This is a genomic window from Ruegeria sp. CDSC051, assembly GCF_059610665.1.
This window is the reverse complement of sequence record NZ_JBXWOC010000012.1, coordinates 13,918-35,533: the sequence shown is the minus strand read 5'-3', so window position 1 is coordinate 35,533 and position 21,616 is coordinate 13,918. Positions and strand designations below refer to the sequence as shown.

Annotated in this window: 17 protein-coding genes; 12 read left to right on the top strand and 5 right to left on the bottom strand. The window is 58.1% G+C overall.

All coding sequences use genetic code 11. From position 1 onward, the window contains the following. Position 1 precedes the first annotated feature (1 nt). From AC2FH0_RS19835 to AC2FH0_RS19825, 3 genes are all read right to left on the bottom strand, one after another. Entirely contained in the window at positions 2–2,404 is a 2,403-nt protein-coding gene (locus AC2FH0_RS19835; protein WP_496790176.1) for a GcvT family protein, read from the bottom strand. Positions 2,405–2,515: 111 nt separating this feature from the next. Then, positions 2,516–3,145 carry a glutathione S-transferase gene (locus tag AC2FH0_RS19830; RefSeq protein ID WP_142639383.1) on the bottom strand — a complete coding sequence of 210 codons (630 nt, stop codon included), beginning with the start codon at positions 3,143–3,145 and terminating at the stop codon, positions 2,516–2,518. Positions 3,146–3,163: 18 nt separating this feature from the next. Continuing rightward, the gene (locus AC2FH0_RS19825; RefSeq protein ID WP_142639381.1) at positions 3,164–3,694 is read right to left on the bottom strand and encodes a class I SAM-dependent methyltransferase; all 531 of its coding nucleotides are present in this window, start codon (positions 3,692–3,694) and stop codon (positions 3,164–3,166) included. A gap of 200 nt (positions 3,695–3,894) precedes the next feature. Between AC2FH0_RS19825 and AC2FH0_RS19820 the strand changes: the two genes are divergently transcribed. The 5 genes from AC2FH0_RS19820 to AC2FH0_RS19800 are packed head-to-tail and all read left to right on the top strand — an operon-like array spanning position 3,895 to position 11,104. After that, the gene (locus AC2FH0_RS19820) at positions 3,895–5,667 is read left to right on the top strand and encodes an ABC transporter ATP-binding protein (protein WP_496790174.1); all 1,773 of its coding nucleotides are present in this window, start codon (positions 3,895–3,897) and stop codon (positions 5,665–5,667) included. Then, positions 5,660–7,570: an ABC transporter substrate-binding protein gene (locus AC2FH0_RS19815; protein WP_142639377.1), complete on the top strand. Its 1,911-nt coding sequence runs from the start codon at positions 5,660–5,662 to the stop codon at positions 7,568–7,570. The genes AC2FH0_RS19820 and AC2FH0_RS19815 overlap by 8 nt, the downstream gene beginning before the upstream one ends. 14 nt (positions 7,571–7,584) lie before the next feature. Continuing rightward, positions 7,585–8,613: an ABC transporter permease gene (locus tag AC2FH0_RS19810; RefSeq protein ID WP_271951540.1), complete on the top strand. Its 1,029-nt coding sequence runs from the start codon at positions 7,585–7,587 to the stop codon at positions 8,611–8,613. Further along, positions 8,610–9,764: an ABC transporter permease gene (locus AC2FH0_RS19805; RefSeq protein ID WP_142639373.1), complete on the top strand. Its 1,155-nt coding sequence runs from the start codon at positions 8,610–8,612 to the stop codon at positions 9,762–9,764. Before AC2FH0_RS19810 ends, AC2FH0_RS19805 begins: the two co-directional genes overlap by 4 nt. Beyond that, positions 9,761–11,104, top strand: a complete 1,344-nt coding sequence (locus tag AC2FH0_RS19800) for a CoA transferase (RefSeq protein ID WP_496790172.1) — start codon at positions 9,761–9,763, stop codon at positions 11,102–11,104. The genes AC2FH0_RS19805 and AC2FH0_RS19800 overlap by 4 nt, the downstream gene beginning before the upstream one ends. Positions 11,105–11,195: 91 nt before the next feature. Here the strand turns inward: AC2FH0_RS19800 and AC2FH0_RS19795 are convergent, their stop codons facing one another. Next, positions 11,196–13,571: a mechanosensitive ion channel domain-containing protein gene (locus tag AC2FH0_RS19795; protein ID WP_496707689.1), complete on the bottom strand. Its 2,376-nt coding sequence runs from the start codon at positions 13,569–13,571 to the stop codon at positions 11,196–11,198. 368 nt (positions 13,572–13,939) lie between these two features. Here AC2FH0_RS19795 and AC2FH0_RS19790 point away from each other — a divergent pair, with 368 nt between their 5' ends. From AC2FH0_RS19790 to AC2FH0_RS19760, 7 genes are read left to right on the top strand one after another with little or no spacing between them, the layout of a single operon-like run. After that, complete coding sequence (locus AC2FH0_RS19790; RefSeq protein ID WP_185956733.1) at positions 13,940–15,154, top strand: glycosyltransferase family protein; 1,215 nt, start codon at positions 13,940–13,942, stop codon at positions 15,152–15,154. Beyond that, a complete protein-coding gene (locus tag AC2FH0_RS19785; RefSeq protein ID WP_496790170.1) occupies positions 15,151–16,398 on the top strand; it encodes a glycosyltransferase in 1,248 nt (415 codons plus the stop codon). The genes AC2FH0_RS19790 and AC2FH0_RS19785 overlap by 4 nt, the downstream gene beginning before the upstream one ends. Beyond that, positions 16,398–17,474: a glycosyltransferase family 4 protein gene (locus AC2FH0_RS19780; RefSeq protein WP_496790169.1), complete on the top strand. Its 1,077-nt coding sequence runs from the start codon at positions 16,398–16,400 to the stop codon at positions 17,472–17,474. The genes AC2FH0_RS19785 and AC2FH0_RS19780 overlap by 1 nt, the downstream gene beginning before the upstream one ends. Next, the gene (locus AC2FH0_RS19775; protein ID WP_496709918.1) at positions 17,471–18,055 is read left to right on the top strand and encodes a histidine phosphatase family protein; all 585 of its coding nucleotides are present in this window, start codon (positions 17,471–17,473) and stop codon (positions 18,053–18,055) included. The genes AC2FH0_RS19780 and AC2FH0_RS19775 overlap by 4 nt, the downstream gene beginning before the upstream one ends. Then, a complete protein-coding gene (locus tag AC2FH0_RS19770; protein ID WP_496790168.1) occupies positions 18,052–19,200 on the top strand; it encodes a glycosyltransferase family protein in 1,149 nt (382 codons plus the stop codon). The genes AC2FH0_RS19775 and AC2FH0_RS19770 overlap by 4 nt, the downstream gene beginning before the upstream one ends. Then, positions 19,190–19,963, top strand: a complete 774-nt coding sequence (locus tag AC2FH0_RS19765) for a polysaccharide deacetylase family protein (RefSeq protein WP_496790167.1) — start codon at positions 19,190–19,192, stop codon at positions 19,961–19,963. Before AC2FH0_RS19770 ends, AC2FH0_RS19765 begins: the two co-directional genes overlap by 11 nt. Continuing rightward, positions 19,960–20,436 carry a class I SAM-dependent methyltransferase gene (locus AC2FH0_RS19760; protein WP_282022256.1) on the top strand — a complete coding sequence of 159 codons (477 nt, stop codon included), beginning with the start codon at positions 19,960–19,962 and terminating at the stop codon, positions 20,434–20,436. The genes AC2FH0_RS19765 and AC2FH0_RS19760 overlap by 4 nt, the downstream gene beginning before the upstream one ends. Here the strand turns inward: AC2FH0_RS19760 and AC2FH0_RS19755 are convergent, their stop codons facing one another. Beyond that, a complete protein-coding gene (locus tag AC2FH0_RS19755; protein ID WP_496790166.1) occupies positions 20,437–21,576 on the bottom strand; it encodes an alpha-D-ribose 1-methylphosphonate 5-triphosphate diphosphatase in 1,140 nt (379 codons plus the stop codon). Between the last annotated feature and the right edge of the window lie 40 nt (positions 21,577–21,616).

The following is a 21,616-nucleotide window of genomic DNA, read 5'->3' as shown; positions in this document are numbered from 1 at the left end:
GTCAGCCCCGCATCGCTTTGCCCTGTGGATCATAGGGCGACGGCGCGATGACCCGCGCAGGTCGTTCGACCCCAACCACATGGACAGACAGTTCAGTGCCTGGTGCGGCCTTGTCACGATTGACCAGCGCCATCGCCAGGGACTTGTCGGTGTAGTGGCCATAGCCGCCCGAGGTGACAAAACCCACGTGCTCTGCCCCTGACCAGACAGGTTCGTATCCGCTGGCATCTGCGTCCAGAGCATCGACCTCAAGCGTCACCTGAACCTGCGCAGGACCATTGCCATCGCGTTCGGCCAAGGCGGCCTCTTTACCGACGAAATCCTTGTCCCAATCGATCCAGCGATCCATACCCGTCATGCCCGGCGTGTAAAGCTGAGTGAATTCAGCCGACCAGATGCCAAAGCTTTTCTCAAGCCGCGTGGACAGCATCGCGTTGAACCCACATTCACGAATGCCCTCATCAGCCCCGGCCTCAAGCAACATCCGACGCAGCTTGATGTGATCGCCATAGCGGCAGTTGATCTCATAGCCTTTTTCACCTGTGACTGACATGCGCGCAACGCGAGCCCTGACAAGACCGATATCAAAATCACTACAGCCCATGAATCTCAGGCCGGAGATGTCTTGCTCGGCCAGTTTTTCGATTACCTCCTGCGATTTTGGCCCGACCAGACCGAACCCGCAATACTCCTCGCCCAGATCGCGAACCTCGACTCCGTCGATCATATGATCGTCGAACCAGCGCATATGCCAGGCGCGCAGGTAATAGCTGCCCATGATCCACCAGGTGCCATCGCCCCAATTCAGAACGGTCAGATCCCCTTTTAGCCGCCCATTCTCACCCAGCATTGGTGCCAACTTGGCCCGTCCCGGCGCGGGCAGTTTCGAAGCCATCACGCGATCCAGCCACAGCTCGGCATTTGGCCCGGTGACCTCGAACCGGGAAAAGCCAGAGATGTCCATCAGGCCGACGCCCTCGCGGATCACCTTGCATTCCTTGGCCACGATGTCATGCGCGTTTGATCGCTTGAGGGTCGGCGTTTCTTCGAACCCTTTCGGCGCGAAGTACAGCGGCACCTCAAGGTCCCAGCTGACACCCCATTTGCATCCCGCTCCAGTCATCGCGTCATGAGCTGGCGCCATCTTCAGCGGACGACCGGCAGGCAGCTGTTCGTTCGGATAAGTCATCACGAAACGGCGGGAATAGAATTGCCCGGTGGTTTCACGAATATAGCGTTTGTTCTGGGCAAAATCGCCATAGCGGGCAATGTCCATCGGCCATGCATCGGCCTCGGGCTCGCCATGGATCATCCACTCAGCCAGCGTTTTGCCAACGCCGCCGCCCTGCAGGAACCCGGCCATGACAGCGCAGGCGGTCCAATACCCGCGTTTGCCTGGAACCGGCCCGACCAGCGGGTTACCATCAGGCGAGAATGTAAACGCCCCGTTGACCCAGGTTTTGATACCGACATTCTGGATCGACGGATAGCGTTCAAAGCCCAGCGTCAGTTCATTCTCAATCCGGTCAAGCTGCTCCTGAAACAGTTCCTCGCCATAATTCCACGGCGCGCCGTCCATGGCCCAATGTTCATGGTCGACCTCATAGATACCGACCAGAACGCCCTTTTGGTCTTGCCGCATATAGGTGAACCCCTCGAGGTCCACGGTCATTGGCATCTCAAAATCCGCCGCCGCCACTTCGGGCACTGTATCCGTGATCAGATAGTGATGTTTCAGCGGCGACACTGGCAGCTCAACCCCCGCCATGCGCCCGACCTGCTTGGCCCAAAGCCCCGCGGCATTGACCACGTGCTCGCAAGTTATTGTGCCCCTGTCCGTCACGACCTGCCAACCATCATCGGTTTGGATCAATTCCTCGACCTTGGTCTCCTCGTAATACTCGGCACCGCGTTTCTTGGCGGCGGTTGCATAGGCCTGAACCGTACCGGTCGTGTCGATATAGCCCTCTCGATCGGCCCACATCGCGCCCAACACGCCGTCGGTCGACATGATTGGGCAGCGCTTTTGCGCCTCTTGTGGGGTCAGCAACTCGCAATCATCGATGCCGATGGACTGGAAGATACGATAGTTGGCCTGCAGCCACTCCCACCGCTCGGGCGTTCCAGCCAAAGTCAGACCACCAGTCATGTGCAGGCCGATATTCTGCCCGGATTCCTTTTCGATCTCGCTGAGAAGGTCGATTGTATAGGCCTGCAGCGATGCCATGTTCGGATCCGCGTTCAGCGCGTGAATACCGCCCGCCGCGTGCCAGGACGATCCCGACGCCAATCGCCGCCGTTCCAGCATGACCACATCTGACCAGCCGAATTTGGCCAAGTGATACAGAACCGAGGCGCCCACAACGCCGCCACCGATGACCACAACGCGATACTGAGATTTCATTATGCTCTCCCCTGCATGACTCGAGGGAGACGCTAGTGATACTGTTCACACCTGTCTAGACATTTCTGTACAGTGCAAGTGAGCAAGTTCAGACAGCTCAATTTCAACGCATTAAAGCTGTGCGCTTGGACGCGATGCGATCTTGTCGAACCAAGACAGCGTCGCGGTATTTTCCTGTGGAATCCGCATCTTGATCACGCGGGCAAAGTCAACGAACACAAAGGTCGAGATATCGGCCAGCGTGAACTCAGCCCCCGCAACAAACGCGCTATCCTTCAGCCGCGTTTCAAGCAAATCGAAAAACCGGCCCACCCGAGCCGTGCCGCGCTGAGCCAGCTCGGGAATCTGGGCATAGTTCGCTGGGCCTGGAATCGCCCGATCCTTGAACGCTGGATGGGTGTTGCGCAGAGCCTCGGCAATAGGCACTCCACCCTGCTGCTCGACAATGCTGTTCCACATCAGGACCAGCCCCTTTTCATCTGGCGTACGTCCCATCAAAGGTGGTTCGGGAAAGCGCGCCTCAAGATAGGCGGCAATGCCCAGGTTTTCGGTCAGCGTTGCACCCTCATCCGTCACCAGAACAGGGATCGTCGCATTGGGGTTTACCGCAAGGAAAGCGCCATCCAACTGTTCCGCCTTTGCTATCGAGATATTGCGCGTTTCAATCTCCAGCCCTTTTTCTGCGATGAACATGCGCGCGCGGCGCGGGTTTGGAGCGGTCGTGCAATCATAGAAAAGCATTTGGTATCCTTCTCGCGCTTAGCGGCGGTAGATAAAGCAACGTCCGTCCACCGCATGTTCAGGCAGCGGGATTTCGGTCAGGTTTTCGAAATACATCCGGTCGCTGGACACCATCAGCCCACCTTCTGCCAACAACGGTTCTATCAGGGGGGAAACCAACCGCGCGAAAGCATCGTTCTTGTCCCTGTTATGGCCGCCAAGATCCGCATGGATCAAACTGGCCGTCGCCCCAAACCGTTCCAGCGCCGCAGGCAGAGTCTCACGCACATCCCCCAGAATCACCAGATCCTCGGGCGGGGTAGAGTCCGGATGGGAGGCCACGGCGCGCTCGAACACATAGACCGGACGGTTTTGAATGTACTGAACCATGTGATGATAAGTACGACCATTCCCTAATCCCAGCTCGAACACCGGACCGGACATGGTGCTTGTCTGTGCAATGGCATGGTCCAGGCAGGCACGCTGCGACACCATACGGTCGATGAACAGGTCAAGACGGCTTTGGGGATCGGGCACTGGGAAATCTCTCCTTGATATCTGACGACACATAACCTGTGACCGACATCGCATGTGATGACAAATCCTCAAGGCATTGTGTAGGCAAATCGGCCTCAGTTTCACGTTTTCGCGACATTTCACCCTAAGAACGGGTTTGACTATACAGGCACAACCGCGCGAAACTGCGACAAAAAACACAGGGAGTTGATCAAGCCTATGCCGAGCTACGGCCTAACGGGTGGAATACCCGCATGACTGCGTTGTTGTCTGTCCGGGACCTCAGCATCGGATTTGGTGCCGGAGAGTCTGTGGTTCAAGGCGTCAACTTCGACGTCGAAGCGGGACAGACACTTGCGCTTGTGGGTGAATCAGGGTCGGGGAAAACGATCTCATGCCGGGCTGCGTTGCGCATTCTTCCCCGAGCAGCCCAAATTCGAAGCGGCACGATTACTCTGAATGATTCCAAAGGCATGGAGGAACTGACCCAGATCAGCGAGCGTCAGATGCGCGGCATTCGCGGCAATCGGATCTCGATGATATTTCAAGAGCCGATGCGCTCGCTCTCTCCCCTGCACAAAATTGGCAATCAGGTCAGCGAAGTTCTTTGGCTGCATCGCAATGCCTCCGAGGCACAGGCCCGCAAAACGGTTCTGGAACAGTTCGAACGCGTGGGTTTTCCAGACCCTCAGCGCGCATATGATTCTTACCCGTTCGAGCTGTCCGGCGGGATGCGCCAACGCGCCATGATCGCTATGGCCATGGTTTCCAAACCGGAATTACTGATCGCGGACGAGCCGACGACAGCATTGGACGTTACGACACAGGCCCAGGTGCTGGGGCTGATCAAAGAGCTTCAGCGTGAAACGGGAATGGCGCTGATCCTTGTGACCCATGATTTGGGGGTCGTCGCCAATATGGCCGAACAGGTCGTGGTCATGCACAAAGGCCGCGTGATGGAGGCTGGAGCTGCGGCACCGATCCTGACCAGCCCTGCTCACCCCTATACCCAACAGTTGTTCAACGCCGCGCCCGAGATTCCGGATCAGGACGCAGTTGGCATCCCGATGCCCGACGAAGATCTGATCCTTCAGATGAAGGCCGTGTCGAAAACCTATACGATGCGATCCAGCAAGGGCTGGCAGGGCGAACGCCTGATCCATGCCTGCCGCGGAGTCGATCTGAACCTCGCGCGGGGCAAGACGCTGGCGATCGTCGGCGAAAGCGGCTCGGGCAAAACTACGGCCGCCCGCATCGCACTAGGGGCTGAGCCGCCTGATCCGGGCGGAGAGGTTCTGTTTCGAACCTCCCCCGATGAAGAAGCGATCACCGTTCACAAGATGACCCGGACCCAGCGCACCGCGTTTCAGCGCAAGGCGCAGATGGTGTTTCAGGATCCCTACAGCTCTCTCAGCCCTCGCATGCGCATTCAGGATGCGATGACCGAACCGTTGGAGATTCACCGTATCGGATCGGCCGCAGAGCAGCGCGAAAAAGCGGCCGAGATGCTGACACGTGTTGGCCTGAACGCCGATATGCTGAAACGCTATCCCCATGCTTTTTCCGGCGGCCAAAGACAGCGCCTGTCGATTGCCCGCGCAATGATGCTCGACCCTCAGCTTATTGTCTGTGACGAACCCACTTCGGCTCTGGACGTATCGGTTCAGGAACAAATCCTGACGTTGCTGGAACATTTGCAGGACAGCCTGAATTTGTCGTATTTCTTCATCTCGCACGACCTTGCGGTTGTTGCACGCATTGCCGACGAAGTTGCTGTGATGCGTCGTGGGCTTGTCGTGGAACAGGCCCCGCCCGAGACACTGTTTTACAACCCTCGTCACCCTTACACCAAGGCACTGATTGCTGCGCAACCAGAGCCCGACATCAACCGCCCCATCGACCTGAATTTGGTTGCTTTGGGTGCTGGTTCACCTGACAGTTGGGATGACGCCTTCCGATTTACCGACTCCGTGGTACCTTCATTGGTAGAGATGGAGCCCGGCCATAAGGTACGATGCCATGTTTAAGACCACTCGCCCGCTGTTACTGGCCGTTGCGCTGGCCGCAACATGGGCCCTGCCCGCCACGGCAGACATGCCCGAGTTGCAAGAAAGTACTTTCTGGGAAACCGAAGTGAATGCGGGGAACCTTCCGCCCATACAGGACCGAATTCCCGCCGAACCCCTGATTGTGGATCTTGCTGCAAAAGGCAGGGAATTCGGCAAACAGGGCGGCACTTTGCGCACAATGATTACTCGGTCCAAAGACATCCGGCAGATGGTGGTTTACGGATATGCCCGCCTTGTTGGGTTCGACCAGACCTATCAGGTCGTTCCAGACCTGCTTGAATCCTTCCAGAACGACGACAACCGCAAATACACCCTCAACCTGCGTGAAGGTCACAAATGGTCGAATGGCTCTCCGTTCACTTCCGAGGACTTCCGATACTGGTGGGAGGATGTGGCAAATAACGAACTGCTCAGCCCGTCGGGACCACCGGATTTTCTGATCGTCGAAGGCAAGACTCCGACAGTGACCTTCCCCGATGAAACGACCGTTGTGTTTGAATGGGAAGATCCCAACCCCGGCTTCCTGCAGGCTCTGGCACAAGCGCGCCCGCCTTTCATCTACCGCCCTTCCGAGTTCCTGAAACAGTACCACGAGAAATACGCTGACGCAGAAAAGCTTGCCTTTCAGGTTGAAGATGCCCGCGTCAAAAGCTGGGCGGCTTTACACAACAAACTCGACAACCTTTACAAGTTTGACAACCACGAGTTGCCAACTTTGCAGCCCTGGTTGAATGCAAGTTCGGGCAAAAAGATCCGTCACAACTTTGTTCGCAATCCCTATTTTCATCGCATCGATAGCCATGGGGTGCAGCTTCCCTATATCGACGTGGTCGAGATGGAGATCGTGGCCGGGGGTCTGGTTGCTGCAAAAACCAATGCTGGCGAATCCGATCTACAGGGGCGCGGACTGGCGTTCCGCGACGCTTCGATCTTGAAAAAAGGCGAGGCTGGCGGAGACTACAAAACCTTACTATGGAAAACCGGGGTTGCCTCACAGATCGCGATTTACCCCAATCTGAACTACGAAGACGAAGCATGGCGTGCCGTTTTGCGTGACGCGCGTGTTCGCCGCGCGCTGTCTCTGGCAATCGACCGCAAAACGATAAATCAGGCGCTGTATTTCAAACTGGCCCATCCCGCCGCGATGTCGGTCTTGCCCGCTTCGCCCTTCTTCAACGAAGAAAACGCAAAGGCATGGGCACAGTACGACATCGAATTGGCGAATGCGCTGCTGGACGAGGCCGGCCTGACCGAACGTGACAAGAACGGCACGCGGCTGTTGCCGGATGGCCGCCCGATGGAACTGGTCATCGAAACTGCAGGTGAGCGGCAAGAGGTCGAAAACGCCTTGCAAATCGTCACGGACACATGGCGCGACATTGGCGTCGATCTTATTATGCGCCCATTGGACAGGGACATTCTGCGCAACCGGGTGTTTGCCGGCAGCACAATGGCGTCCGTCTGGTTCGGCTGGGATGACGGCATCCCGCAACACCACACCTCACCAGCTTATCTTGCCCCTACCGATCAGGTGTTTTTGGCCTGGCCAAAATGGGGGCAGTACTATCAGACCGGAGGCGATGTTGGCGAGAAACCCGATATGCCTGAGGCCGAGCGCCTGATGGAACTGGCCCATAACTGGGAGGTCGCCTCGACTGATGAGGAACGCAAGGCCGCATGGGATGAGATGCTGAAAATCCACGCTGACCAACTTTATGCCATTGGCATTCTGAACGGTGCGCCTCAGCCTATCGTCGTATCGAACCGCCTGCGCAACGTCCCCGAGCAGGCCATGTGGGCCTGGGAGCCCGGCGCACATTTCGGCATTCACCGGCCGGACGAATTCTTTTTCGCCGACTGATCAGGAGCAGCCACATGGTCATGCTGCGCTATGCAGTCTATCGCTTTTTCACGATGCTGCTGACCCTTCTAGTGGTGTCGGTTCTGGTATTCGTGATTATCAACCTGCCCCCGGGCGACTATCTCAGCAATCAGATCGCTGAACTGCAGGCGTCCGGACAATCGGCGGGTGTGGCCAAGGCAGAATTCCTGCGCGCGGAATATGCGCTGGATCGACCCATGTGGGAGCAATATCTGATCTGGATCGGTTTCTGGCCCGGCCCGCATGGGTTCGATGGGCTGGTGCAAGGCAACTACGGCTGGTCCTTTGAATTTGACCGCCCGGTCGCAGAAATCGTGGGCGACACGCTGTGGCTGACCGTCGTGGTTAATCTGGCCGCCATCCTGTTCGTATATGCAGTGGCCCTTCCCCTGGGTGTTCTTGCAGCCGCGAAGTCGCGGACCTGGATCGACTATACCTCGGCCTTTGTGGGCTATTTGGGTCTGGCAACGCCGAACTTTCTACTGGCACTGATCCTGTTCTACTATGGGCACCGCTATTTCAACCTGCCAATCGGAGGCCTGATGGACCCGTCCTTTGAAGGGTTGCCGATGAGTTGGGAAAAGCTGAAATCCATCCTCGTCCATTTGATCGTACCGACCTTTGTGATCGGCACATCTGGCGCCTCGGCCATGATGCAGCGGCTGCGGGCGAACATGCTGGATGAACTGGGCAAGCCCTATGTGGAAACCGCCATTGCCAAAGGCATGGCCCCGTCGCGGATGCTGACCAAATATCCGCTGCGCGTGGCCTTCAACCCCTTTGTCGCGGATATCGGAAACCTGCTGCCTTCGATGGTGTCCGGTTCGGTTCTGGTATCGGTTGTTCTGGGCCTTCAGACAATCGGCCCGACATTGCTGACCGCGCTGAAAACCCAGGACCAGTTCCTGTCCGCCTTCATCCTAATGTTTGTGGCTTTGCTGACACTGATCGGTACGATGATCTCTGACATTCTGCTGGTCATGCTGGACCCGCGCATCCGATATGAGGGGCGTGAAGCATGACCCAACATCCTGATGGTCGCTATGTCGACGACGCACCATTCGATCCCGATGCCGCCCTGCAACAACTTGAGCGCGCCGATTTGGATGCTCCGAACTGGATTCTGGTCTGGCGCAAATTCCGAACCCACAAGCTGGGCCTGATTTCCGGCGTCTTCCTGTTGCTGTGCTATCTCATGCTGCCCTTTGCGGGTTTCATCGCGCCTTATGGCCCGAATGAACGTAATGACGAGCACCTCTATGCCCCGCCACAAAGCATCAACTGGTTCCATGAGGGCGAATTCATCGGCCCCTATGTCTATTCGATGGTGGCCGAGGCGGATCTGGAGACCTTCCAGTGGAAGTTTGTCGCCGACACCGACACCCCGCGGCCAATCAAGTTTTTCTGCGAAGGGGCCGAGTACAAGCTGGCGGGTCTGATCAAGTCGGACACGCATCTGTTCTGCGCACCTGAAGACGCGACTTTGTTCCTATGGGGGTCGGATCGGCTGGGCCGTGATGTATTCAGCCGTATCCTCTTTGGCGCCCAGCTGTCATTGACGGTGGGTCTGATCGGGATTTCAGTGTCCTTCTTTCTTGGTATCCTGTTCGGCTCGATTGCGGGATATTTTGGCGGCAGAATCGACTGGGTGATTAACCGTATAATCGAAATTCTGCGCTCACTACCTGAATTGCCCCTTTGGCTCGCGCTATCAGCGGCGGTCCCCTCGAATTGGAGCCCGGTCGCGGTATTCTTCATCATCTCGATTATCCTGGGGATTCTCGACTGGCCTGGCCTTGCGCGATCTGTTCGTGCCAAATTCCTTTCGCTGCGCGAAGAAGAATACGTACGTGCAGCCGAAATGATGGGAGCAAGCTCGGGCCGGGTGATCCGCAAACACCTGCTACCCAACTTCATGTCGCACCTGATCGCATCGGCAACCCTGTCGATCCCGGCAATGATCCTGGGCGAAACGGCGCTCAGCTTCCTTGGGCTTGGGCTGCGCGCCCCGGCCGTCAGCTGGGGTGTGATGCTGAACGATGCGCAGAACCTTGCCTCGATCGAGATCTACCCCTGGACGGCCATCCCGATGCTGCCGATCATTGTCATCGTGCTGGCATTCAACTTTCTGGGTGACGGGCTTCGTGACAGCCTGGATCCGTATCAGCAATGACGCTGTTATCCGTACTGCCATCACCGGAAGGGTATCGGACAACCGGCACCGGAGCGCGACCCAGCGTGTATGCAGTCTCCGAACTGGCGACCGCCAGCTTTGCGGCTGTTGGTCAGGAACTGGCACGTCTGATGGGCGCGCTGAACCTGACCCAATGTCCGCCCGAGATTTTGGTCGATCACCGGTTGGCGTCTCTCTGGTACGGATATTCTTTCAAACCCGATGGCTGGGAAATGCCCAACCTCTGGGACAGTATCGCCGGTGATTACCTTGCCAATGACGGTTGGATCAGATTGCACACGAACCTGCCTCAGCACCGTGCGGCCGCCCTGAAAGTCCTGAAGGTCAAAGGAGATCGGGACGCGGTTACAAAGGCTGTTGCAACTATGTCGGCGGCCAGTCTTGAAAACGCTGTCGTGGCTGAGGGCGGTGTCGCAGCCGCCATGCGCAGCCGTGGGGAATGGCAGGATCATCCACAGGGGCGCGCGGTTTCACGGGACCCGCTGATCGGATGGCACAAACCCCGACAGATTAAGCTTCGCGACCGGCCAAAGGCAACGGCCAAGCGCCCGCTGGCAGGTCTGCGCGTGCTTGATCTGACCCGCGTTCTGGCCGGTCCGGTTTCAACTAGAACTCTGGCGGGGTTCGGGGCAGAGGTCCTGCGCATTGATCCTCCGGACTGGGACGAGCCGGGTGTGATCCCGGATATTTCTCTGGGTAAGCGCTGCGCCTATCTTGACCTGAAATCGCCGGAAGGTGCCGAGACACTTCACGCGTTGCTGGCTCAGGCGGATGTCTTCATTCATGGCTACCGCCCTGGCGCATTGGACGCGCTAGGCCTCACCCAAGCCAAACGGGACGAGCTTGCCCCGAACAGAGTAGAAATCACACTGAATGCCTATGGCTGGCAAGGCCCATGGTCTTCGCGGCGCGGATTTGACAGCCTCGTACAGATGAGCAGCGGGATTGCCGATGCAGGTCGGGTATGGGCCGGTGCAGACAAGCCGACACCCCTGCCGGTGCAGGCGCTGGACCACGCGACTGGATATCTGATGGCTGCCGCCGTCCTGTCAGCATTGTCCGAAGCCGCGATGGGTGCGCCGATTATGCAGGCCCGATTGTCGCTGGCACGCACGGCTGACCTGCTGACCATTCTAGGCAAGTTCGACACCAAGACAGAAATTGGCGCTTCGGTTCCTGCTGATTTCACGACCAAGACCGAAACCTCTGGATGGGGACCGGGCCACAGGTTGAAGCCCGCGCTCTCGGTTGGTCCGGCCCAGATGTCGTGGGACCTGCCCGCAAGCAAGCTGGGCACGTCGAGCGCCACCTGGTCATAGCCCTACGCCCTCGCCGGCAGCCGCGCGGTCCGGCCCAACGCTTTGGAAGGGGTCTCGTCAGAGAAGCAGCCCAAAGAGGCGGGAGCGGTCCCTAGCGGTCGTCGCCTCCAGGACCGATATCGTCCAGATAATCCTCGTCGATGGCCGCATGCACTGCACCGGTCACCGCTTCGCGTTCCTGCGGTGTCAGGTTTTCGGCCTCTTTTCCGTCGGCAAGCCTGACGGTCACCTCACGATGAGCAAACTTGATCCCTTCGCGAGCAAACAATTCGCGGATATCCTGATAGACCTTCTTACGCACCAGCCACTGATCGCCCGGCTTGGTCATGAACTTGACCCGAATGATCATCGCCGAATCCTGCATTTCGATCACGCCCTGCGATTTCAACGGCTGGATAAAATTATCCCCAATCACCGGATCGCTCAAAAGCTCTTGGCCCAAATTCTTGATGAGTTTCCGCACTTTTTCGACATCGGTGTCATAGGTCACCCGCAGGGGCAACTTCATGATCACCCAATCACGCGAATAGTTGGTAAGAACCTTGATTTCGCCAAAGGGGATCGTATTCAGTGCGCCCAGATGGTGCCGCAACTGGAACGACCGGACCGAGATTTTCTCGACCGTCCCCTTCACATCGCCAATGTCGATATATTCGCCTTTGCGGAAGGCATCATCCATCAGGAAGAACGCGCCCGAGAAGATATCCCGGACTAGCGTTTGCGACCCGAACCCAACGGCCAGACCCACGACACCGGCACCGGCGAACAGCGGGCTGACATTGATTCCCAATTCCATCAGGACAATCAGAACGATGGTCACAACAACAACCGCCAGAATTGCGCCACGGAACAATGGAAGCAGTGTCGCAAGACGGCTTTGCCCGCCTTCCCCGCCCTCGTCGCCCAGTTCAACCTCTCCACCGGCTACGTCTTCTTCCTCAGCAATCTTGGTATCAATCCAGACACGAAAGAAATGGAACAAGATATAGCCCATGAACAGGATAACCATCACGTCCAGAGCCCGTTCAATAGGCAGGTCTTCGCTCCAGCTTGCGTCCGGATTCCAGATTACGACCAGAGCATATAACCCGACGACAAATGCCAGGATACCGGCCACACGTCGCGCCAGATCCTCATAGGTGACGATCGAGTGCTTTCTCTTTTCAGCTTGCGGGGTTTGGGGAATCTCATCCTCTTCAACGCCGGCGCCAGTCTCTGTGTTCAGCTCTTCAATCTGGCGATTGCGGACGAAGTAGCGTTCAAGCAGATAGTTCATCGCGCCATAGGCAATGACCACAGACATGAAGATGGCATAGCTGCTGGCAACAATCGGAATGGAATTCTCGTTCTCAAGCACCAGATCAACAGCCAGTTTGAACCAGCTGAACACGATATAAACTGCCAGAACCGGCGCCCAGGCAATCGATATCAGGCGCAAAATCCAGGATACCTGTTCCTTTGACCGCCCGCCTCGGATCGCGTTCGAGATGGCGCGCGCGTTGAACAGAATCATCAGAACATTGCCCAAGGCGCCAAACATGGTCAGGCCGCCATAGACCATCGCATAGACATTGTAGTTCAGACCAAAATCCGCAACCCAGGTAGAAAACAATACTACCGAGATATCATATGTCGCGATTGCCGAGGCCCAGACGTAAAGGCGTTTTGCCTCCCGGTCGGAAAAGGGCGGCAGCCGGTACTGACTGAGGTAAGGAGACAACACCATACGCCAAAGATCGGAAACTGTGCGTGCAAGAAAGAAAGCCGTGAATATGGCGGTGGTCGTGAACTGAATCGAAAGATCTTCAGCCTCGCCAAAGATCAGATAGCCCACGATCAGGGCCATCAGCATCGCGAAGATCGTGGCCCCAACACCCATGAAAAAGCGAAAGACCAGAAAGGGCATTTTTTCGCGATAGCCTTGCGGATCTTCTTTTGACCGCGCCACCACCAGCCTTTTTGCAAGACGCTTGCCGTAGATTTCTATCGACAGCCAGCGCCCCAGAAGAAGGAAGAGTATATTCCAGCCCAACACTTCGACATAGGTCTGTATTCGGCCGTCCGGGCTGGTCTCTCGCAAAACATATTGCACTTCGAAGATCGAATACGGCAAAGCCTGCAGGCGCGACTCCATCGACTCGCGGAACTTCGAGAACCGCTCTTGCGCCTTCATCAACTGTGACCCTTCGGACATCGGGTCATGGGCGATATCGTCGTGCGTCGAGGCGGTATTGCCACCAGATGAGACAAGCTGACCGGCGCTGTCGATGACAATGACGCTTGCACCCGCTTCGGTGGCCGATCGGATCGCGTCAGCCAGATCGCTTTCCTTATCTGCTTCGGATGTCGTGCCAGACCCCGAGCCATACCCGGGTATAAGCGAAGTCTGCGCCGTCGCTTCCGACCCCAGAGATAGCATAGCCACCCAGACGAACAGGGCCATTGCAGCCAATAGGTTAAATCTCATGAATTCTCGCTTCCGGGTCGCATGTTGTGGCAGGTTACAGAAGCTTTCCGAACACTTCAATTTGTGCGCCGCTGCGGTCCCGATAAAGTGCACAGGCGTGTTCCGGGTGCAATGAGTTGGAATCGGATGTTTTCATCCGCTTCAAAACTGAATATGACGGGCTGGGCATACACTTTCGGGCAAGCAGCTAAGGTCTTTGCGCAAAAACGAAAAGGCACCTTGCGGCTTACCAGAGGAATGGCTGACGTTTTACGCAGTCCCTTCCAGTCGGCGGGTCACAAGGCCCTTTGGCAAGACGGGTGAAAGACGATAAGCTAACAGGTGCCGATGCGCGGACCGACACCAAGACACTTAAGACAGGCGAAGGCATGAGCCTAGGAAGACAAAACGATACTACTGGCCGCGCGCCACGGATCCTGTTCTACAGCCATGACACGTTCGGGCTGGGCCATCTGCGCAGGTCTCGTGCACTGGCCGCCGCAATTACGCAGGCGGATCCAACGGCATCATCCCTGATCCTGACCGGATCGCCCGTCGCTGGCCGGTTCACATTTCCGCGCAGGGTCGACCACGTGCGTCTGCCTGGCGTGACCAAACGGGCGGACGGGTCATACGCGTCTCAGACAATCGGGATGGGGATCGACGAGGTGACCGAGTTGCGATCGGGGCTGATTCAGACCGCCGTTCAGCAGTTCGACCCGGACATTCTGATCGTAGACAAAGAACCCACCGGGTTCCGCGGCGAGCTATTGCCAACACTCGAAAACCTGTTGCTCTCGCAGCGCACCAAACTGGTGCTGGGTTTGCGTGATGTTCTGGATGAACCCGAAGTTCTGGCCGCAGAGTGGGAACGGAAAGAGGCAACTGCAGCGACCGAAAGATTCTATCATGAAATCTGGGTTTACGGACTGCGTTCGATCTATGATCCGACCAAGGGGCTGCCTCTGAATCACGCGGCCCAGTCGCGCATTCACTGGACTGGCTATTTGCGTCGTGATCTGGGGCCAATCGGTACCCCACCGGAACAGCCCTATATCCTGATTACCCCAGGTGGTGGTGGGGACGGCAAGGCGATGGTAAACTTGGTTCTTTCGGCTTACGAAAAGGACCCCGACCTGTCACCACGAGCGGTATTGGTCTATGGCCCGTTCCTGTCTGGTGATCTGCGGGACGAATTCGAAACCCGTGTGGCCGCCTTGAACGGGCGTGTGACCGCCGTCGGCTTTGAATCCCAGATCGAAACGCTGTTCCACGGCGCGGCTGGCGTCGTCTGTATGGGTGGGTATAATACGTTCTGCGAGGTCCTGTCCTTTGACAAACGCGCCGTCATTGTTCCACGGACCAGTCCGCGTATGGAACAGTGGATCCGTGCCTCACGCGCCGAGGATCTGGGACTGATCCGGATGTTGGACGAGTTCCGTGACGGGCTAACAACCGATTCCATGGTCCGTGCCATTCGCGATCTACCACATCAGCCATTGCCGTCTCAGGCCATTGAACAGGGCCTGCTGGACGGGTTGGACTATGTCACCGGGCGCATTGAGGTATTGCTGAATCAGGAACAGGAACGGGCAACCGGATGACCGCAGGCGCGCCCAATCTGGCGGTGCTGGTCAAAGGGTGGCCGCGCCTGTCCGAAACGTTCATCGCGCAGGAACTTGTTGCTCTGCAAGAGGCAGGCCATCAGTTCGACATCTGGTCCCTGCGTCATCCAACCGATGTGAAACGGCATCCGCTGCACGACAGGTTTCGTGGCCAGGTTCGATATCTGCCGGAATATCTGCATCAAGAACCTCAGCGCATATGGGCTGCGCGCGAACTAACGCAGCGCCTGCCGGGATACGGCGCGGCCCATAAGGTCTGGCGCGCTGATTTGCGCCGCGATCCCACGCATAACCGCATCCGTCGGTTCGGCCAGGCCTGCGTTCTGGCTGCGGAATTGCCCGCCAGCACACAGGTTCTCTATGCGCATTTCATGCATACGCCCTCGTCGGTCGCGCGCTATGCCGCGATCATGCGCGGCCTTCCGTGGAGCTTTTCAGCCCATGCAAAAGATATCTGGACGTCACCGGACTGGGAAAAATCGGAAAAGTTGCACTCGGACACTTACGGAGCAGCTTTTGGTGCAACCTGCACCGCGATCGGCGCCCAGCATCTGCGCAGCCTCGCCGACGATCCAGCACGGGTTGAACTGATCTATCACGGGCTGGACCTGGGCCGCTTTCCCGCCCCGCCGGAACGCGGCTTACGCCCCGCTGACAGCCCTTTTCATATGCTGTCCGTTGGGAGGTTGGTCGAAAAGAAAGGCTTCGATCGCCTGATTGATGCATTCGCCATGCTGCCGGACGATCTTGACTGGCACTGGACGCATATCGGCGGAGGAAGCCTGAGCGATACCTTGCAGAACCGGGCCGCATCGGCCGGGTTGTCCGGGCGCATCACCTGGAAAGGGGCCTGTGACCAACCCGAGGTCATCGCCGCGATGCGCACAGCAGACCTCTTTGTTCTGCCCAGCCGGATCGCCGCAGATGGGGACCGGGATGGCCTGCCCAATGTGTTGATGGAAGCCGCCTCGCAATATCTGCCAATCCTTTCGACCCCCGTTTCTGCGATTCCTGAGTTTATCGAGACAGGCACGCATGGCGTCCTGACGGACGACGATCCGGTCGCGCTGGCAAATGCGATTGCACAGCTGGCGGCCAACCCCGCGCAGGCTGCTGGTATGGCGGGCGCTGCCTATGATCGCCTGATCGCCGAATTCCGCATGGACCCGGGCATAGCGCTTTTGTCTGCCAGGTTAAGCGCGCTGGGCGCGCATAAGAGCTGATGCCGCGCATCGCCTTCTATGCCCCGATGAAATCCCCCAACAGCCCGGTGCCGTCGGGGGACCGGGAAATGGCACGAAATCTTCTTCTGGCAATCCAAGCCCGAGGGGATGCGGTGGATCTGGCCTCGGACCTGCGCGTATTCGACAAGCACGGCGACAAAGAGGTCCAGGCCAAGCTGCGCCATGAGGCTGATGCCGAGGTGCTGCGCCTGACCTGCGACCTGCCTGCTGACACTGCACTATGGGTGACCTATCACAATTATTACAAGGCCCCTGATCTGATTGGACCCCGTGTAAGTACGGCGCGAAACATACCCTATGTTCAGCTTGAAAGCACCCGTGCCTACAGCCGCCTTCAGGGGCCATGGTCAGGGTTTGCCCAAGCGGCCCATCAGGCCTGCGACGCGGCCCGGGTGATCTTTTATCACACCGCCAATGACCTCATCACGCTTGAACGCGAGCAGTTCGGAAATCAGACGCTTGTCGAGCTTCCGCCGTTTCTTCCCGCCTCCTCGCTGCCGCAGGCCTCTAGCTGCGATGGCCCGATGCTGGCCGTGGGCATGATGCGACACGGCGACAAGCTGGCCTCTTACCGGGTGCTTGAACAGGCACTGCGCCACCTGCCGGGCGATTGGTCCCTGTCTATTGCGGGCGATGGTCCCGCCCGCGCCGAAATCGAAGCGCTGATGGCCAAGTTTGGCACTAAAGTCCGGTTTCTGGGGCAACTTGATCGCGACGCGCTGCGCAAGGCTTATGCTACCGCATCCCTGATGGTCTGGCCCGGCGTGAATGAGGCCTATGGCATGATCTATCTAGAGGCTCAGGCACATGGCATCCCCGTGGTTGCACAAGACAGGCCGGGCGTCCGGGATGTGCTGATGCCGTCCGACTATCCTTCGGTTGCTGAAGGGGCCAAGGGGCTGGCCGCAAGGCTGCGCACTCTTCTGGACAATCCGGCACTGCGGTCTTCTCAAGGCAGCCAATCGGCCGCATATATAGCCGCGCGCCACCTGATGCCCGAGGCAACTGATCGGTTCTGGACGGCTGTTGATCCTTTGCTGGAGGCATCCACATGAGCAAGCTCGCCCTATTGCGCCACGGGCATACGGCGTGGAACCGCGCCGGGCGTATTCAGGGGCGCAGCGATATTCCATTAGATGAACAGGCTCAGACAGAACTGGCATGCTATTCCCTGCCCTCCCCTTGGGATCAGGCTATGGTCTGGTCCAGTCCCTTGGCGCGTGCGGCCCAGACGGCAAAACTGGTTTCAGGGCGCGAACCGTTGAAGTCCGAGGCCCTCACAGAAATGAACTGGGGCGCTTGGGAGGGGCAGCACGGCACCGATCTCATTGCCGATCCCGCAAGCGGTTATCGCCATATCGAGGATTGGGGTTGGGGTTTCCTACCCCCCGGAGGTGAAAGCCCCGGCGAAATTTGGCAGCGGCTGGAACCTTGGCTTGCCAGTCTTGGCGAAAATACCGTAGCCGTTTGCCATATCGGTATCATGCGGGTCATTCTGGCCCGCGCCTGGGGATGGGATTTTGACGGCCCCGCCCCCTTTAAGATCAAGCGCAACCGCCTCTATATCGTGGACATGGAGTCCATGCGCCCCGAAACTGACCCTATCCGTTTGATCCGGCAGGAGACCCGCATATGAGGGTGATGATTGTTGTGACCCATCTGCTGGGCACCGGACATCTGAGCCGCGCACTTACATTGGGCCGGGCCTTTGCCGCTGAGGGTCACAAGGTCTTGCTGGTCTCGGGCGGAATGTCCGCGCCGCAGCTGGACCATACCGGGATCGACTTGCTAGGGCTGCCGCCATTGCGCTCAGACGGCACCAATTTCACGCGATTGCTGACGCAAACGGATGAGGTCGCAGATGCTGCCTATTTCGACGCTCGCAAGGTTGCCCTGACAGAGGCGCTGCGGAGCTTTGCTCCGGATGTATTGATAACCGAGCTTTACCCCTTTGGCCGCAGATCCCTGGCGGATGAGTTTGACGCCCTGTTGGATGCTGCCCACGCACAGGGTCCCCGTCCGGTTATTTTGGGATCTGTCAGGGACATACTGGCGCCCCCATCCAAACCTGCCAAAGTCCAGCGCACCGAGGAAATCATTCTTGACCTCTTTGACGGTGTCCTTGTCCATTCAGACCAGAACATGATCCCGCTGGATGTAAGCTGGCCAGTCTCGGAACGTCTGGCGCATCGCCTGTTCTATACCGGGTTCGTGGCCCCTACGGCACCGACCCCGCATCCCGAAGGGATCGGTAAAGGTGAGATTCTGGTAAGCGCTGGCGGTGGGTCGGTGGGCGAGCCTATCTTTCAGGCGGCCATCGAGGCCGCACGAAAGATGCCCAACAGGCGCTGGCGCCTTTTGGTGGGCGGACAGGACGCCTCGGCACGTATAAAACACCTGACAAAACTGGCTGGCGACGCCCCTGTGACGTTAGAACCGGTGCGCCCGGACTTTCGCCAAATGCTGCCCTTGGCCGCCGCGTCGGTCAGCATGTGCGGTTACAACACTGCGTTGGACATCTTGCAGTCTGGCACACCCTCGGTCTTTATCCCCTTCGACGACGGAAGCGAAGTCGAGCAGACTTTGCGCAGCCAAAGCCTGTCAAAACTCAGCGCGATCGACGTATTGCCGAGTGACCAATTGACTGGAGAAACACTGGCGCAGGCTGTCGAGGCCATCCTGGCTGCCCCCAAACGACCAAGCACCGGCCAAGGTTTCAACGGGGCAGAAAAGTCTGTTGAGATTGTAAGATCACTGTTGGATCACGCTCATGACCGCTGACTGGCAACCCCTGATGACCGAGCTTGATATGTGGCGGCGCGACGGGCTGTCCCTGCCGCTGTGGTGGAGGGATGATGACGCGGTCTGTGTCACGCCACAGTTGGAACGTTTGGAGGCGCTGTCCGCATCACAGGAACTGCCGGTTCATCTGGCGATTATTCCGCGCGACGCAGATGAAGATCTGGTTACCCATGTCGAAGGCTCGCCCGCATTGATACCGGTGGTCCATGGCTGGGCCCATCAAAACCATGCTCAGAAAAGTGAGAAGAAATCAGAGTTTCAACTGCATCGCCCCATTCAGGACATCCGCAACGATGCACGAGCCGGGCTGACCCGGCTACAGACCCTGTTTCCCGACAAGCTGTGCCCAATGTTCGTGCCGCCGTGGAACCGTATCGCCTCAGAAATGGTGCAGGAACTGCCGGGCCTGGGATATCAAATCCTGTCCACTGCGACGCCCCGAAAGGCAAAGATGGCGGCACCTGGCCTTACGCAGGTCAACACGCATCTGGACCCGATCGATTGGCGCGGGTCACGGGGGTTGGCCCCTCGGGACAAGCTGATCGCTCAGGCCACAGATCTGCTGCGGGACAGGCGCGAAGGGCCTGCGGACAATACCGAGCCGTTTGGGATCCTGACGCATCACCTGGTGCATGACGAGGAAATCTGGTCCTTTACGCAGGACCTTCTGACGCGGTTTCTGGATGGTCCGGCGACCGTCTGGACCGCCCCAAAAAACGATAAATCACGGAGACCCGAATGAGCCGATTGGATTCAATGCTGCGCCGCCTGACGGCCCAACGCGACGGGCTGAACTGGGCGGTCGATCAGATTACAGATACGAGCGGCGATATACTGGACATGGGTTTGGGGAATGGCCGCACCTACGATCACCTGCGTGAAATTCTACCAGACCGGCGCATCTGGGTCATGGACAGGGTTTTACAGTGCCACCCGTCCAGCACCCCTCCGGCAGAGGATTTTCTGCAGGGCGAAGCGGGTCCTATGTTAAAGAAACTAGCAGCCGGTGGCCCGAAAATAGCATTGGCACATTACGATTTCGGGCGCGGTATCAAGCAGGATGATGTGACTGAGGCGGCGATGCTCAGCCCGCTGATCGCTCAGGTCATGCTGCCCGGTGGGCTGCTGATATCCGGCCAACCACTGGTTGGGTTTGAACAGATCACCGGACCGGAGACAATCGCACCCGACCGATACCTTTTCTACAGGGCCTGATCAGGCCACACGTCGCCCTCGCGACCACACTCCGTTCAGGGCAGGCGCCCCTTCACGCATCCGGAACCGAATGACGTCGGCGCGCGCGCCTGCGCGCAGCTCGCCACGGTCTTTCAGCCCGACCACCTGCGCCGGGGACATCGTAACGGTCCGCAGTCCACGGGCCATGTTGCCCCACATCTCGCCCAGCCGTGCCGCCGACAGCAACAACGCGGCCGGCACATAGTCCGATGACAGAATATCCAGATGTCCCAGATCGGCCAGTTCTTTGGCGGCCACATTCCCCGAATGTGACCCGCCCCGGATTACATTTGGCGCCCCCATCATCACCTTGATCCCGTGATCATGGCAAGCCCGCGCCGCTTCGACGGTAGTGGGGAATTCGGCCAGCCGGATACCGTGGCCCGCTGACACATGTACCTGTTCCCGGGTGGTGTCGTCATGGCTGGCCAGCATGGCCCCAAAACGTTTGGCCGCTTTTACGGTTTCCACCTCGTGCTTTTCGCCATTCCTGTCCCTCATCGCCTTGAGGTCCATGACATGCTGCTGGAATTCCTTGCCCTCCAACCCCAGCTTTCCTTTCAGATAGCTTTCGAGCTTTGAGATATCGCGGAATTGACGCTGACCGGGCGTGTGGTCCATCAGTGACACCAGCCCGACACGGTCCTCGAGGCCGAATTCATCCAGTTCTTCGACCAGCGTTTCTGAACACACCTCGGCCCGCAAATGCAGGAAATGGCTGATTTTTAAGGCGCCTTGCTCTCGTAACTGCCACAGCTCGCGGGACAGGCCACGTGCGTATTTGTTGTAGCGCGGACCAGTCGGGATCGATCCGACGCGCATCGCATCGAACACGGTTGTGATGCCCGTGCTGGCCAGTTCGGCGTCATGGGCAAGAATTGCCGCCGCATGGGGCCAGTCGACCTTGGGGCGGGGCTGGATATGACGTTCCAGATTGTCTGTGTGCAGCTCGACCAGACCGGGGCTGACATAGTCACCCTCACAATCGATTGCACCGCTTGGAACCGCTGCGCCTGTATCGATCTCGGTGATGCTGTCGCCCTCAACCCGGACGCTGCCGTTAATGGTTTCGTCGGGCAGGATCAGCGTGGCATTGGCAAGGATCAATTCTTCTGTCATCTGAACTTCACACAGTTTGAGGTATTGGAAGGCCACGCAA